The 13,305-nt window shown below is 62.1% G+C and carries 24 protein-coding genes and 1 tRNA gene; 21 read left to right on the forward strand and 4 right to left on the reverse strand.

All coding sequences use genetic code 11. The features are described 5' to 3' along the window. The first annotated feature begins 39 nt into the window (after window positions 1–39). The 9 genes from rpsJ to rplP all read left to right on the forward strand — a co-directional run bounded on the left by rpsJ (window position 40) and on the right by rplP (window position 4,874). Window positions 40–348 (forward strand): 30S ribosomal protein S10, encoded by a 309-nt coding sequence (gene rpsJ / locus ACFOMH_RS10135; protein WP_071469578.1) that lies wholly within the window; start codon window positions 40–42, stop codon window positions 346–348. Window positions 349–358: 10 nt separating this feature from the next. Further along, window positions 359–1,225 carry a 50S ribosomal protein L3 gene (gene rplC / locus ACFOMH_RS10140; protein WP_374423812.1) on the forward strand — a complete coding sequence of 289 codons (867 nt, stop codon included), beginning with the start codon at window positions 359–361 and terminating at the stop codon, window positions 1,223–1,225. Beyond that, window positions 1,222–1,842 carry a 50S ribosomal protein L4 gene (gene rplD / locus ACFOMH_RS10145; RefSeq protein WP_374423814.1) on the forward strand — a complete coding sequence of 207 codons (621 nt, stop codon included), beginning with the start codon at window positions 1,222–1,224 and terminating at the stop codon, window positions 1,840–1,842. The genes rplC and rplD overlap by 4 nt, the downstream gene beginning before the upstream one ends. Further along, window positions 1,839–2,135 carry a 50S ribosomal protein L23 gene (locus ACFOMH_RS10150; RefSeq protein ID WP_374423816.1) on the forward strand — a complete coding sequence of 99 codons (297 nt, stop codon included), beginning with the start codon at window positions 1,839–1,841 and terminating at the stop codon, window positions 2,133–2,135. The genes rplD and ACFOMH_RS10150 overlap by 4 nt, the downstream gene beginning before the upstream one ends. 94 nt (window positions 2,136–2,229) lie before the next feature. Beyond that, complete coding sequence (rplB, locus tag ACFOMH_RS10155) at window positions 2,230–3,066, forward strand: 50S ribosomal protein L2 (RefSeq protein WP_374423818.1); 837 nt, start codon at window positions 2,230–2,232, stop codon at window positions 3,064–3,066. A 3-nt stretch (window positions 3,067–3,069) separates the two neighbouring features. Beyond that, on the forward strand, window positions 3,070–3,348 hold the full coding sequence (gene rpsS / locus ACFOMH_RS10160; RefSeq protein WP_374423820.1) for a 30S ribosomal protein S19: 279 nt from the start codon (window positions 3,070–3,072) through the stop codon (window positions 3,346–3,348). A gap of 3 nt (window positions 3,349–3,351) precedes the next feature. Continuing rightward, window positions 3,352–3,732: a 50S ribosomal protein L22 gene (gene rplV, locus ACFOMH_RS10165; protein ID WP_374423823.1), complete on the forward strand. Its 381-nt coding sequence runs from the start codon at window positions 3,352–3,354 to the stop codon at window positions 3,730–3,732. Continuing rightward, a complete protein-coding gene (gene rpsC, locus ACFOMH_RS10170; protein WP_374423825.1) occupies window positions 3,732–4,448 on the forward strand; it encodes a 30S ribosomal protein S3 in 717 nt (238 codons plus the stop codon). The genes rplV and rpsC overlap by 1 nt, the downstream gene beginning before the upstream one ends. Before the next feature lie 12 nt (window positions 4,449–4,460). Continuing rightward, window positions 4,461–4,874 carry a 50S ribosomal protein L16 gene (gene rplP / locus ACFOMH_RS10175; RefSeq protein WP_374423827.1) on the forward strand — a complete coding sequence of 138 codons (414 nt, stop codon included), beginning with the start codon at window positions 4,461–4,463 and terminating at the stop codon, window positions 4,872–4,874. Window positions 4,875–5,042: 168 nt separating this feature from the next. On the opposite strand, the gene ACFOMH_RS10180 is transcribed toward rplP, so the two are convergent. Next, on the reverse strand, window positions 5,043–5,987 hold the full coding sequence (locus ACFOMH_RS10180) for a hypothetical protein (RefSeq protein WP_377744293.1): 945 nt from the start codon (window positions 5,985–5,987) through the stop codon (window positions 5,043–5,045). 210 nt (window positions 5,988–6,197) lie between these two features. Here ACFOMH_RS10180 and rpmC point away from each other — a divergent pair, with 210 nt between their 5' ends. The 12 genes from rpmC (at window position 6,198) to ACFOMH_RS10240 (ending at window position 11,692) form a co-directional block, all read left to right on the forward strand. Next, window positions 6,198–6,404, forward strand: coding sequence for a 50S ribosomal protein L29 (gene rpmC, locus ACFOMH_RS10185; RefSeq protein ID WP_058097362.1), 207 nt, complete (start codon window positions 6,198–6,200; stop codon window positions 6,402–6,404). Between the two features lie 12 nt (window positions 6,405–6,416). Next, window positions 6,417–6,656 carry a 30S ribosomal protein S17 gene (gene rpsQ, locus ACFOMH_RS10190; RefSeq protein ID WP_374423832.1) on the forward strand — a complete coding sequence of 80 codons (240 nt, stop codon included), beginning with the start codon at window positions 6,417–6,419 and terminating at the stop codon, window positions 6,654–6,656. A 62-nt stretch (window positions 6,657–6,718) separates the two neighbouring features. Then, window positions 6,719–7,087, forward strand: a complete 369-nt coding sequence (gene rplN / locus ACFOMH_RS10195) for a 50S ribosomal protein L14 (RefSeq protein WP_010400243.1) — start codon at window positions 6,719–6,721, stop codon at window positions 7,085–7,087. Continuing rightward, window positions 7,087–7,392, forward strand: a complete 306-nt coding sequence (gene rplX / locus ACFOMH_RS10200) for a 50S ribosomal protein L24 (RefSeq protein ID WP_374423834.1) — start codon at window positions 7,087–7,089, stop codon at window positions 7,390–7,392. Before rplN ends, rplX begins: the two co-directional genes overlap by 1 nt. After that, window positions 7,392–7,952 (forward strand): 50S ribosomal protein L5, encoded by a 561-nt coding sequence (gene rplE / locus ACFOMH_RS10205; protein ID WP_374423836.1) that lies wholly within the window; start codon window positions 7,392–7,394, stop codon window positions 7,950–7,952. The genes rplX and rplE overlap by 1 nt, the downstream gene beginning before the upstream one ends. A gap of 18 nt (window positions 7,953–7,970) precedes the next feature. Continuing rightward, window positions 7,971–8,276 (forward strand): 30S ribosomal protein S14, encoded by a 306-nt coding sequence (gene rpsN / locus ACFOMH_RS10210; RefSeq protein ID WP_374423838.1) that lies wholly within the window; start codon window positions 7,971–7,973, stop codon window positions 8,274–8,276. 9 nt (window positions 8,277–8,285) lie between these two features. Next, window positions 8,286–8,684, forward strand: a complete 399-nt coding sequence (gene rpsH / locus ACFOMH_RS10215) for a 30S ribosomal protein S8 (protein WP_374423839.1) — start codon at window positions 8,286–8,288, stop codon at window positions 8,682–8,684. A gap of 11 nt (window positions 8,685–8,695) precedes the next feature. Continuing rightward, complete coding sequence (gene rplF, locus ACFOMH_RS10220) at window positions 8,696–9,229, forward strand: 50S ribosomal protein L6 (RefSeq protein ID WP_377744297.1); 534 nt, start codon at window positions 8,696–8,698, stop codon at window positions 9,227–9,229. A gap of 12 nt (window positions 9,230–9,241) precedes the next feature. Further along, a complete protein-coding gene (gene rplR, locus ACFOMH_RS10225) occupies window positions 9,242–9,601 on the forward strand; it encodes a 50S ribosomal protein L18 (RefSeq protein WP_374423843.1) in 360 nt (119 codons plus the stop codon). 128 nt (window positions 9,602–9,729) lie between these two features. Further along, entirely contained in the window at window positions 9,730–10,299 is a 570-nt protein-coding gene (gene rpsE / locus ACFOMH_RS10230; protein WP_374423844.1) for a 30S ribosomal protein S5, read from the forward strand. Between the two features lie 12 nt (window positions 10,300–10,311). Continuing rightward, the gene (rpmD, locus tag ACFOMH_RS10235) at window positions 10,312–10,500 is read left to right on the forward strand and encodes a 50S ribosomal protein L30 (protein WP_312527384.1); all 189 of its coding nucleotides are present in this window, start codon (window positions 10,312–10,314) and stop codon (window positions 10,498–10,500) included. A 448-nt stretch (window positions 10,501–10,948) separates the two neighbouring features. Further along, complete coding sequence (locus ACFOMH_RS10240) at window positions 10,949–11,692, forward strand: hypothetical protein (protein WP_377744300.1); 744 nt, start codon at window positions 10,949–10,951, stop codon at window positions 11,690–11,692. A gap of 5 nt (window positions 11,693–11,697) precedes the next feature. Here ACFOMH_RS10240 and ACFOMH_RS10245 read toward each other — a convergent pair whose 3' ends face one another. From ACFOMH_RS10245 to ACFOMH_RS10255, 3 genes are all read right to left on the reverse strand, one after another. Beyond that, the gene (locus ACFOMH_RS10245; RefSeq protein ID WP_377744302.1) at window positions 11,698–12,261 is read right to left on the reverse strand and encodes a DUF2585 domain-containing protein; all 564 of its coding nucleotides are present in this window, start codon (window positions 12,259–12,261) and stop codon (window positions 11,698–11,700) included. 165 nt (window positions 12,262–12,426) lie between these two features. Next, window positions 12,427–12,502 (reverse strand) — tRNA-Ile (locus ACFOMH_RS10250). Window positions 12,503–12,644: 142 nt separating this feature from the next. Continuing rightward, on the reverse strand, window positions 12,645–13,271 hold the full coding sequence (locus ACFOMH_RS10255; RefSeq protein WP_374423850.1) for a response regulator transcription factor: 627 nt from the start codon (window positions 13,269–13,271) through the stop codon (window positions 12,645–12,647). Between the last annotated feature and the right edge of the window lie 34 nt (window positions 13,272–13,305).

A 13,305-nucleotide genomic window follows, 5' to 3' on the forward strand; every position in this document is an offset into this window, starting at 1 on the left:
CAGCCTCTCAACTGAAACTCCCCGTGAGAGGGATGACTGATGCAAGGTCAAAACATCCGCATCCGCCTGAAAGCGTTTGATTATCGCGTTCTGGATGCAAGCACGCAGGAAATCGTGAACACCGCCAAGCGCACCGGCGCCCAGGTTCGTGGTCCGATCCCGCTGCCCAACAAGATCGAGAAATTCACCGTTCTGCGCGGTCCGCATATCGACAAGAAATCCCGCGACCAGTGGGAAATCCGCACGCACAAGCGTCTGCTGGACATCGTCGATCCGACCCCCCAGACCGTTGACGCCCTGATGAAGCTCGACCTCGCCGCCGGCGTTGACGTCGAAATCAAGGTGTAAGGAGGCCCCCATGCTGCGGACTGGTGTAATCGCCAAGAAGCTGGGCATGACCCGGCTGTTTCTGGAAGACGGGCGTCAGGTGCCCGTGACCGTTCTGCACGTCGATAACGTGCAGGTCATCGCTCAGCGCACCGTCGAAACCGACGGCTATGTCGCGCTGCAGCTCGGCGCGGGCGAGGCGAAAGCCAAGCGCGTGACCGGCGCCATGCGCGGCCATTTCGCGAAAGCGAACGTGGCCCCCAAGCGCAAGATCGCGGAATTCCGCGTTGCCGCCGAAAACCTGGTCGAAGTGGGCGAGGAAATCATCGCCGACCACTACTTCGCGGGTCAGTATGTCGACATCGCCGGCACCTCGATCGGTAAAGGCTTTGCCGGTGCGATGAAGCGCCACAACTTCGGTGGTCTGCGCGCCTCGCACGGCGTGTCGATCAGCCACCGTTCGCACGGTTCGACCGGCCAGTGCCAGGACCCCGGCAAGGTGTTCAAGGGCAAGAAAATGGCGGGTCATCTGGGTGCCGTTCGCGTCACCACGCAGAACCTGCAAGTCGTGCGCACCGATGCCGACCGTGGCCTGATCATGGTCAAGGGTTCGGTTCCGGGCTCGAAAGGTGGCTGGGTCACCATCAAGGACGCCGTGAAGAAGCCGCTGGCTGAAACCACGATCTTCCCCGCCGCGACCCGTTCGAAAGCCAAGGAAGCCGCGCGTCTGGCCGAAGAAGCCGCCGCTGCCGCCGCCGCCGAGGAAGAAGCCGCCCGCAAGGCCGCCGCTGAAGCCGAAGCCGCTGCGCAGGCCGCCGCTCTGGCCGAGGCCGAAGCTTCGATCGCTGCTGACAGTGCCGCCGAAGGCGATGCCGCGCCCGAAGGAGAAAGCAAATGAAACTCGGTGTGATCACCCTCGATTCCGGCAAAGCCGGTGATATCGACCTGAGCGATGACATCTTCGGGCTTGAGCCGCGCGCCGATCTGCTGCACCGCGTTGTCCGCTGGCAGCGCGCCAAGGCACAGGCCGGCACCCATTCGGTGCTGGGCAAGTCGGATGTCAGCTACTCGACCAAGAAGATCTATCGCCAGAAAGGCACCGGCGGCGCCCGCCACGGTTCCCGCAAGGCTCCGATCTTCCGTCACGGTGGTGTCTACAAGGGTCCGACCCCGCGCAGCCACGCCTTTGACCTGCCCAAGAAAGTCCGGGCGCTTGGCCTCAAGCATGCTCTGTCGGCGAAAGTCGCTGCGGGCGAGCTGGTCATCGTGGACAGCCTGAACATCGCCGAAGGCAAGACCTCGGTCGTCGCCAAGGCGGTCAAGGAAAACGGCTGGAAGCGCGTTCTGGTCATCGACGGTGCCGAAGTGAACGAAAACTTCGCCCGCGCCGCCCGCAACCTGGAAGGGGTGGACGTGCTGCCCTCGATGGGTGCCAACGTCTATGACATCCTGCGCCGTGACACGCTGGTGCTCACCCGCGCCGGGGTCGAAGCTCTGGAGGCTCGTCTGAAATGACCACGAAGCCCGAACATTACGACGTGATCGTCAAGCCGCTGATCACCGAGAAAGCGACGCTGGTGTCCGACGCCAACGCCTATGTCTTTCAGGTGACCAAGGACGCGAACAAGCCCGCCATCAAAGAGGCGGTCGAGGCGCTTTTCAACGTCAAGGTGAAAGCGGTCAACACCACGATCACCAAAGGCAAGACCAAGCGTTTCCGCGGCCGCCCCGGCGTCCGTTCGGACGTGAAAAAGGCCTATGTGACGCTGGAAGCTGGCAACAGCATCGACGTCGCGACCGGTCTCTGATAAGACACCGCGAATCGACGGCCCCGCCAGCGGGGCCGTTACCTTTTGATTGAAACGGACCACTCACGGTCCAAAGCAACGGAAGACAGAAAGCATGGCACTCAAGTCGTATAAACCGACGACGCCTGGCCAGCGTGGGCTGGTTCTGATCGACCGTTCGGAGCTTTGGAAAGGGCGCCCGGTCAAATCCCTCACTGAGGGTCTGACCAAGAACGGCGGCCGGAACAACACCGGACGGATCACGATGCGCCGCAAGGGCGGCGGGGCGAAGCGTCTTTATCGCATCGTCGACTTCAAACGCACCAAGTTCGATGTTCCGGCGACGGTCGAGCGGATCGAATACGATCCCAACCGCACCGCCTTTATCGCGCTGATCAAATACGAAGACGGCGAGCTGGCCTATATCCTGGCCCCGCAGCGTCTGGCCGTTGGCGATGCCGTCATCGCCGGCGCCAAGGTCGACGTGAAGCCCGGCAACGCCATGCCCTTTAGCGGCATGCCGATCGGTACCATCGTCCACAACGTCGAGCTGAAGCCCGGCAAGGGCGGCCAGATCGCGCGTTCGGCCGGCACCTATGCCCAGTTTGTCGGTCGCGACGGCGGCTATGCGCAGATCCGCCTGTCTTCGGGCGAGCTGCGTCTGGTGCGTCAGGAATGCATGGCCACCATCGGCGCCGTGTCGAATTCGGACCATTCGAACCAGAACCTCGGCAAAGCCGGCCGCAACCGCCACAAGGGCATCCGCCCGAGCGTCCGCGGTGTGGCCATGAACCCGATCGACCACCCGCATGGTGGTGGTGAGGGCCGGACCTCGGGTGGCCGTACGCCGGTGACCCCGTGGGGTAAGGACACCAAGGGTAAGCGGACCCGCAGCAACAAGACGACCGACAAGTATATCCTGCGGTCGCGTCACGCGAAGAAGGGGCGTTAATCCATGGCACGTTCAGTTTGGAAGGGCCCCTTTGTCGACGCCTATGTGCTTCGCAAAGCCGAGAAAGCCCGCGAATCCGGCAAGTCGGATGTCATCAAGATCTGGTCGCGTCGTTCGACCATTCTGCCGCAATTCGTCGGCCTGACCTTCGGCGTCTATAACGGTCACAAGCACATCCCGGTCAACGTGACCGAAGAGATGATCGGCCAGAAGTTCGGTGAATATTCGCCGACGCGGACCTATTACGGTCACGCCGCCGACAAGAAAGCGAAAAGGAAGTAAGCCATGGGTAAGGAACAGAATCCGCGCCGCGTGGCGGATAACGAGGCGTTCGCGAAGACCAAGATGCTTCGCACTTCGCCGCAGAAGCTGAACCTGGTCGCGGCGCTGATCCGCGGCAAGAAGGTGGACAAGGCTCTGGCCGATCTGACCTTCTCGCATAAGCGCATCGCCGGCGACGTGAAGAAATGTCTTCAGTCGGCCATCGCCAATGCCGAGAACAACCATAACCTCGATGTCGACAATCTTGTCGTCGCCGAGGCCTGGGTCGGCAAGAACCTGGTCATGAAGCGGGGTCGCCCGCGCGCCCGTGGTCGTTACGGCAAGATCATGAAGCCGTTTTCGGAAATCACCATCAAGGTGCGTCAGGTCGAGGAGCGCGCGTAATGGGTCAGAAAGTTAACCCCATCGGGATGCGTCTTCAGGTCAACCGTACCTGGGACAGCCGCTGGTATGCGGATGACAAGGACTACGGCAACCTGTTGCTGGAAGACCTGAAAATCCGTGACTTCATCCACAAAGAAGCCAAGCAGGCCGGCGTCAGCCGCGTCATCATCGAGCGTCCGCACAAAAAGTGCCGCGTCACGATCTATGCCGCGCGCCCGGGTGTCATCATCGGCAAAAAAGGCGCCGATATCGAAACCCTGCGCAAGAAGCTGGCGAATTTCACCGATTCGGAACTGCACCTCAACATCGTTGAAGTCCGCAAGCCCGAGCTGGACGCCCAGCTGGTGGCCGAGTCGATCGCCCAGCAGCTTGAGCGCCGCGTCTCGTTCCGTCGCGCCATGAAGCGCGCGGTGCAGAACGCCATGCGCATGGGCGCCCTTGGTATCCGTGTGAATGTCGGCGGCCGTCTCGGCGGCGCCGAAATCGCCCGCACCGAATGGTATCGCGAAGGCCGTGTGCCGCTGCACACCCTGCGCGCCGACATCGACTATGCGCTGTCGGAAGCCACGACCCCCTACGGGATCATCGGTGTGAAGGTCTGGATCTTCAAAGGCGAGATCATGGAGCATGACCCGCAGGCCCGCGACCGCCGCGCCACCGAGGCGCAGGATGGTCCGTCGCCGCGTGGTCCGCGTCGTGACCGCGACGCGCGCTAAGGAGAAGAAGAGATGCTGCAACCGAAACGGACGAAGTTCCGCAAACAGCACAAGGGCCGCATTCACGGCGAAGCCAAGGGCGGGTTCAACCTGAACTTTGGTTCCTACGCCCTGAAGGCCACCGAGCCCGAGCGCGTCACCGCCCGCCAGATCGAAGCGGCCCGCCGCGCGATCACCCGCCACATGAAGCGTCAGGGCCGGGTCTGGATCCGGATTTTCCCGGACGTGCCGGTTTCCTCGAAACCGACCGAAGTGCGGATGGGTAAAGGTAAAGGTTCGGTCGATTACTGGGCGGCCCGGGTCCATCCCGGCCGGATCATGTTCGAGATCGACGGCGTGAACGACACCATTGCCCGCGAGGCCCTGCGCCTTGGTGCGCAGAAGCTGCCGGTTCTGACCCGCATCGTCGCGCGCGAAGACTGGTAAGACAGGCCGGGGACCATCCCCGAGCCCAAAATTTCGATGCCCCGCCAGTTCCGCTGGCGGGGCATTTCCGTTGATCTGTGATCCATTGACCCGTGATGCGGCGCGGGACGCATGAAAAAACCCCGGACGACCTGCGCCCGGGGTTCGGATTTTGCTTTATTGCCGAAATCAGCCGGTGATGACCCGGATCGCGTCGGCCGGAACGCCGGTCGCACCGGACAGGCGGACATTGAGCGTCATTTCCTGGGTTTCGCTGGCGGAGACGGCGTCATAGCTGAGGATGACGGTGGTCCCGTTATCGTCTTCTGTGACCTCGTAGCCGGTATAGGTGAGTTGGGCGGCCTGGCCGTTCAGCGTGGCCGTTTCGCCATTATGCGTTGTCGGGTCGATGGTCAGGATGTCGTTCTGTGCATCGAAATCCGAGACGAGCAGGATCTCTTGATCGCCATCAAACACGTATCCGTTGCCGCTTTCGGTGTCGATCTCGACATTATCCGCAGCGATCGTCAGGTTCACCTCATCCGCGCCGTCCCCGGTGCTGACAGGAGCGCCCGACGCGCTTATGCCGACCTCCATATGGGCGTTGATGACATCGTCTCCGTTGCCGGCATCGATGCGGTTACCTTCTTCCCAGCCGCGGTGGGTGTCGTCGTAGTTGATGGTGTCGTTGCCTTCGCCACCCAGGACGACCGACGAAATGGGCGTGACGTTCAAGACGTCATCGCCCGCTCCACCGTCGGTGACCCCGCCATATGCGTCTGTCACGGTAAGAACGTCGTCGCCGTCCTCGCCATAAGCTTCAAAGCCGGGATCCGCGACGACAGTGTCATCGCCCGCACCCGCATGCACGGAATAATAGTCGTCGGCACTATCCCCGAGCAGGGTCGGGGTGATCATGTCATCGCCCTCGGTGCCCGTGACAGTACCGGTCTCGAGGTCGAGGGTCAGACCCTCGGAGTTTTCGACGTCGGGATCGGTGCCTGTGTCGGTACCGGTGTCGGTACCTGTATCGGTGCTGTCCGAACCGTTGTCGTCATCGTCGTTATTGTCGAAAGCTGCAATTCCCAGAACCGCGGCTAGAATGCCGCCGACGGCCAAAGTAACTGGATCCATGTTCGCACTCGGAAATGTTGATTAGGAAATTCGATGATAACGGGTATGTGATCCTGTGCAAGTCATTGCCGACCTTTGGCGCGGGGCGAGAAATGCCTTGTCTTTGCCGGGAAATGCGCCTATAGGCACGGCTTCATCACGAAACTCCACCGGAATCAGGGTGGCCCTGCGATGCAGGGGCTCTCCGGTGATGTTGAAAGGAACAGGCGCATGAAAGCGCAGGAACTGAAAGACAAGACGCCCGATCAGCTGAAAGAACAGCTGCTGGCGCTGAAAAAGGAAGCGTTCAACCTGCGCTTCCAGCAGGCTACCGGCCAGCTCGAATCGACCGCCCGCATGCGCGCCGTCCGTCGTGACGTTGCCCGTGTGAAAACCATTCTGAACCAGAAAGCGGCAGCTGCCGCGGCGTCGAACTAAGGAGCCAGGTCCATGCCCAAACGCATCCTGCAAGGCAAGGTCGTCAGCGACAAGAACGAACAGACCGTCACCGTTCTGGTCGAGCGTCGCTTCAAGCATCCGCTGCTGCACAAGACCGTGCGGTCGTCCAAGAAATACCGCGCCCATGACGCGGATAACCAGTTCAAGGTCGGTGACACCGTGCGCATCATCGAATGCGCGCCGATCTCGAAAACCAAGCGCTGGACCGTTCTGACCGACGCGTCGGTCTGATCCAGACTTAATCGAAACCCTGGGGCCGGTTCTGTCGGTCCCCAAAGGTCGGGAGTAACCCTATGATCCAGATGCAGACCAATCTGGATGTCGCTGACAACTCCGGCGCTCGCCGGGTGCAGTGCATCAAGGTCCTGGGTGGTTCGCACCGTCGCTATGCGTCGGTGGGCGACATTATCGTCGTCTCCGTCAAGGAAGCCATCCCGCGCGGCCGCGTGAAGAAAGGTGACGTCCGCAAGGCCGTCGTCGTGCGCACCGCCAAAGAAGTGAAGCGTGAAGACGGCACCTCGATCCGTTTTGACCGCAACGCCGCCGTCATCCTGAACAACCAGGGCGAACCGGTCGGTACGCGGATCTTCGGGCCGGTGGTTCGTGAGCTGCGCGCCAAGAACTTCATGAAGATCATCTCGCTTGCGCCGGAGGTGCTGTGATGGCTGCGAAGCTCAAAAAGGGCGACAAGGTCGTCGTGCTGGCCGGCAAGGACAAAGGCAAGCAGGGCGAAATCACCGCCGTGTTCCCGAAAGAGAACAAAGCGGTCGTTGACGGCGTCAACATCGCCATCCGTCACCAGCGCCAGACCCAGACCGCGCAGGGCGGCCGCGTGGCGAAAGCCATGCCGATCGACCTGTCGAACCTCTCGCTGATGGACAAGAACGGCAAAGCGACCCGCGTCGGCTTCCGCATGGAAGGCGACAAGAAGGTCCGTTTCGCCAAGACCACGGGGGACCTGATCTGATGCTGGACCAAGCCACCTATCAGCCGCGCCTCAAGACGCTGTTCAAGGACAAGATTCGTGCGGCGCTGAAGGAAGAATTCGGCTACAAGAACGACATGCAGATCCCCAAGCTGGACAAGATCGTCCTGAACATGGGCATCGGCGAAGCCGTGAAAGACACCAAAAAGGTCAAGCAAGGCGCTGAAGAGCTGTCGCTGATCGCGGGTCAGAAGGCTGTCATCACCAAAGCCAAGAACTCGATCGCGGGTTTCCGCGTCCGCGAGGAAATGCCGCTGGGCGCGAAAGTGACCCTGCGCGGCGACCGGATGTATGAATTCCTTGATCGTCTGATCAACATCGCGCTGCCCCGCGTCCGCGACTTCCGCGGCGTCAAGGGCACCTCTTTCGACGGCCGCGGCAACTATGCCATGGGTCTGAAAGAGCACATCGTGTTCCCGGAAATCAACTTCGACAAGGTCGACGAAGTTCTGGGGATGGATATCATCATCTGCACCACCGCGCCGACCGACGCGGAAGCGAAAGCGCTGTTGAAGCATTTCAACATGCCGTTCAACAGCTGATCGCGGAGGGAAGAAGATATGGCTAAGAAATCCATGGTCGAACGCGAGCTCAAGCGCGAGCGTCTGGTTCAGAAATACGCCGCCAAGCGCGCCGCCCTGAACGAGGTCATCCACGACCAGTCCCGCCCGATGGAAGAGCGCTTCAAGGCCAGCCTGAAACTGGCTGAACTGCCGCGCAATTCCTCGGCCACGCGTCTGCACAACCGGTGCCAACTGACCGGCCGTCCGCATGCGTATTACCGTAAACTGAAACTGTCGCGGATCATGCTGCGCGAGCTGGGCTCGTTCGGTCAGATCCCCGGCATGGTCAAATCGAGCTGGTAAGGGGGCAATATGTCGATGAACGATCCTCTCGGCGATATGCTGACCCGCATCCGCAACGCGCAGATGCGTGGCAAATCGACCGTCCGCACGCCGGCCTCCAAGCTTCGCGCCTGGGTTCTGGACGTGCTGAAAGCCGAAGGCTACATCCGTGGCTATGAGCCCGTCACCTCGGCCGCCGGCCATGACGAGCTGGAAATCAGCCTGAAATATTTCGAAGGCACCCCGGTCATCCGTGAACTGGCCCGCGTTTCCAAACCCGGCCGTCGCGTTTATGCCGGCGCCAAGGAAATCCCGCAGGTCCGCAACGGTCTTGGTGTTTCCATCGTCTCGACGCCGAAAGGCGTGATGTCGGACGCAGCGGCTCGCAACGCCAATGTTGGCGGCGAAGTCCTCTGCACCGTGTTCTAAGGAGGGCAGAGATGTCTCGGATTGGTAAAAAGCCGGTCGCTCTCCCCAAGGGCGTGACCGCGGAAATCAAAGGTCAGACGATCGAAGTGAAAGGTCCGAAAGGCACCCGCAGCTTCACCGCGACCGATGACGTGACTCTGGTGCTGGACGAGGGTACGGTGACCGTGACCCCGCGTGGCACGTCCAAACGTGCGCGTCAGCAATGGGGTATGACCCGCTCGATGGTCGAGAATCTGACCGTCGGCGTCAGCGAAGGCTTCAAGAAAGAGCTGGAAATCCAGGGCGTGGGTTACCGCGCCAACATGCAGGGCAAGATCCTGAAGCTGTCGCTGGGCTATTCGCATGAAGTGAACTTCGAAGCGCCGGAAGGCGTGACGATCACCTCGCCGAAGCAGACCGAAATCGTGGTGGAAGGCATCGACCAGCAGCTGGTCGGCCAGGTCGCCGCGGACATCCGCGAGTGGCGCCGCCCCGAGCCCTATAAGGGCAAGGGCATCCGCTACAAGGGTGAGGTCGTCTTCCGCAAGGAAGGCAAGAAGAAGTAAGGGGCGCGAGAAATGGCACTGAAAAAGCAAGAGCTGTTCCAGAAGCGCCGCCTGCGCGTTCGGAACAAACTGCGGAAAATCTCGGACGGTCGTCCGCGTCTTTCCGTTCACCGTTCGTCCAAGAACATCAGCGTTCAGGTGATCGACGACGTCAAAGGGGTCACGCTGGCCTCGGCTTCGTCGCTGGAAAAAGACCTGGGTGTTGTTGGCAAGAACAACGTGGAAGCGGCGGCCAAGATCGGCTCGGCCATCGCCGAGCGGGCCAAGAAAGCCGGTGTCGAAGAGGTGATCTTCGACCGCGGTGGTTTCCTGTTCCACGGCAAGATCAAGGCACTTGCAGACGCGGCCCGCGAGGGCGGTCTGAAGTTCTGATACTGCGGACGGCGTGTCCATGATGCATGGCGCGCCGCCCCGATGATCCGGGGACCTTGGCCCAACGGGCCGGTCCACCAGGATTGGATTTAACGGCGCTGATCGCGCCAGTTTGGAAGGAATGCCGCATGGCAGAACGTGAAAACCGCCGGGACCGCCGCCGCGAAGAGCGCGAGGAAACCCCGGAATTCGCCGATCGTCTGGTTGCGATCAACCGCGTCTCGAAAACCGTCAAGGGCGGTAAGCGCTTTGGCTTTGCCGCGCTTGTCGTCGTCGGCGATCAGCGGGGCCGCGTAGGTTTCGGCAAGGGCAAGGCGAAAGAAGTGCCCGAGGCGATCCGCAAGGCGACCGAGCAGGCGAAGCGCAATCTCGTGCGCGTGCCGCTGCGCGATGGTCGTACCCTGCACCACGATATCGAAGGCCGTCATGGCGCCGGCAAGGTGATCATGCGGACCGCCGTTCCGGGGACCGGGATCATCGCCGGTGGTCCGATGCGCGCTGTTTTCGAAATGCTGGGCGTTCAGGACGTCGTGGCCAAGTCGCAGGGGTCGCAAAACCCCTACAACATGATCCGCGCCACCCTCGACGGCCTGAAAAAGGAAGCCTCGCCCCGTACCGTCGCGCAGCGTCGCGGCAAGAAGGTGGCCGAGATCCTGCCCTCGAACGACAAGCCGGCCGAAGCGGCCGCCGAAGCGTAAGGAACCGGGAACATGGCTAAAACCATCGTCGTCAAGCAGATCGGCTCGCCGATCCGCCGCCCCGCCATCCAGCGCGAGACGCTGAAAGGCCTGGGCCTGAACAAGATGAACCGCACCCGCGAGCTGGAAGATACCCCGGCCGTGCGCGGCATGGTCAACAAGATCCCGCATCTGGTGACCATCATCGAAGAGCGCGGCTGATTTCAGCCCGCATCCGGTTTCGCGTCGGGGATGATCCCCGTGCATTCAAAGGGCCGGGACATGAACAGAACGCCTGCCAGAGTCTTCTGGCAGGCGTTTTTCGTTGGCTTCGCCCCGTGAAATGCGCGGCGGGGCAGGGCGCGACCGCATCGGAACGGGTCTATGACGGCCATGCGCGGGCGGCCCCAAAGATTGCGGGACGCGCCGTCCCGGACGAATATCACCATCAGCGCATGTCCCCGCGTTTCTGGTCCGGTCACGGGGTACGCGCGGGGTCGGTTTTTTCAAGAACTTGCAGGATTCCGGCGCAGTCATGTCCGTCTTGGGGTCCAGGGATATTCCCCCCGCAGGCCGGGCTTTTGATGATCCGCGCCGGCTCACGTTAACCTTGTGCTAACCAGTTCCGGCTAGCTTGATCCCGATCGGAACCGGCCCCGGGGGAATTGTCATGCCGTCCAAAGGATGCTGCCGTCTGGCCCCGCTGCTGGCGGTCCTGGTGCTGGTCCTTGCCGGACCTGCCGCCGAGGCGGGGCCGTGGCCGCGCGCGCCGGGGACAAAGTTCCTGTCGCTTTCGATCGAACGCGACCGGGAATCGAACAGCTATACCGGGCTTTACGCCGAATACGGGATGGATGCGCGCAACACGCTGGGGTTTGAGCTGGGCCACACGAATGTCGGCGAAACCAGCGCCATGATCTGGTGGCAGCGTGCGCTGGACGATGGCAGCGGGCCGAACCGCTGGGTGGTGTCCATGGGACTGGGCGGCTTTTCGCGGGATGGCCATACCGACCCGGTCGGCCAGATCGGCGCCGCCTGGGGCCGCGGCTTCGAGGGCTTTATGGGCGGCGGCTGGATGAGCGTCGAGACGCGGGTCAAATTCGCCGCCAGCCAGACCGAAATCGAGGAGGAAGAGGAAGAAAACGTCGTCTATGAGGGCGATGCGCTGACCTATCTGACGCCCGAGGTCACCGCCAAGGCCGAGGCCACGCTGGGGCTGAAGCCCTTTGCGGGGATCATGTTCATCAATCAGCTGCGGCTGGAGCATCGCGACGATACCGGCTTTTCCAGCAAGCTTGCGACATCGGTCGTGCGCGATCTGGGGGGACCGGCCAAGCTTGAGCTGGGCCTGGTCGCGCCGATTTCGGGTCCCGGCGAGGCGGCGATCCGGCTGGGGACCTGGCTGGAATTCTGACCGGGCTAAAGCCCCGCCTGCCAGTCGCGCACGGCATCCAGCGGATAAAGCAGCATCAGCACATTCAGCGCCAGCCCGTCGCGGATGACCCAGGCGGTCAAAAGCTCGAACCCGATGACCAGCGCCACCGAGGCCCAGACCGGCAGCCAGCGCGCCAGAAAAAAGCCGCCGACCATCGCCATCATATCCGCGACCGAGTTCACCACGCTGTCGCCATAATAATCCAGCGAGATGGTGACCGCGCGATAACGCTCGATCACCGCATCGGAGTTTTCGACGATCTCCCATGCGGCCTCGATCAGGGTGGCGATGGCCAGCCGCCAGCCACAGGGAATGCGCCGCGCCACCAGCCAGAGGAGAGCATAAAAGATCAGCCCATGCAGCAGATGCGAGGGCGTGTACCAGTCGCTGATATGCTGCGAGTTCTCGGCGCTCATCGTCTGGCCGTGCCAGAGCTTGACATAGCCGCATTTGCAGATCGGTTCGCGCCCGATCCAGAGCAGATAGAGCGCGGCTGCAAGAATGGTCAGCGCCGTGACCAGATAGGGCGAAACGGATCGTCTTGTCATGATGCCCGGAACCAATCACGCCGCCCCCGCAATGTCGATGCGCGAGCGCGGTCCGCGCGATCCGTCCCGCATTCCCGTGCCGAGATGTTGCAGCCCTGCCGCGATCTGCGGGGCAGGGGCGGGACCGGCCGGCGGCTGGTGGCAATCCATCGGGTGGGATGTTCGTGGTAGGCCCGGAGGGACTCGAACCCCCAACCAAGGCGTTATGAGCGCCCTGCTCTGACCATTGAGCTACAGGCCCCGAACGAGGCGCAATGTGCGGGGGTTTCATGCGGGCGTCAAGGGATCGCGGCGGCGGTCGCGACCTTTACGGCCGGGCCGCGTCCGCGCAGAACCGGTGGCGGGGAAAGCCCCTTATGCGGTCGGCGTGGCGGGAAAGAGCCTTAATCGGCGATATCGCCGGGCCGGACCAGCGCGATCAGTTCCGCCACCGAGCTGACATCCAGCTTGTCCAGAATGCGGGCGCGATGGTGGTCGACGGTGCGGGGGCTGATGCCGAAATGCGCCGCGACCTCTTTGCTCGACGCCTCTGAGGGGCGCAGGACGATCAGGCGCAGCACCTCAAGTTCGCGTGCCGTCAGGCTGTCGATGCGAAGCTGTTTCTGGCGCTGCGAATCCGCGACGCGCATCTGTCCGCGGGCGATTTCGAACGCGGCCTCGATCCGTTCGATAAGCGCCGATTGCGGAAAGGGCTTCTCGATGAAATCCAGCGCCCCGCCCTTGATCGCCTGAACCGATTCCGGCACGCCGCCATGGCCGGTGATGAAGATGATCGGCAGCTCGATATCGCTGGTATTCATGTGCCGCTGCAATTCCAGCCCGTTCATGTCGGGCATGCCGTAATCCAGGACCAGACAGCCGTTCTGTCCGGGCCGGTAACCCGCCAGAAATGCCCGTGCCGAATCAAAGGTCTGAACCCGATAGGCGCGCATCTTCAGGGCCCGCTCAAGCGAGACACGGATCCCTTCGTCGTCATCGACGACAAACACGGTCAGAGGCAGGTCACTCATCGGTTCCGAATGCAGTCGTGATTCTTTTACATTC

It is taken from the genome of Paracoccus mangrovi, from assembly GCF_042648425.1.
GTDB classification, from domain to species: Bacteria; Pseudomonadota; Alphaproteobacteria; order Rhodobacterales; family Rhodobacteraceae; genus Paracoccus; species Paracoccus mangrovi.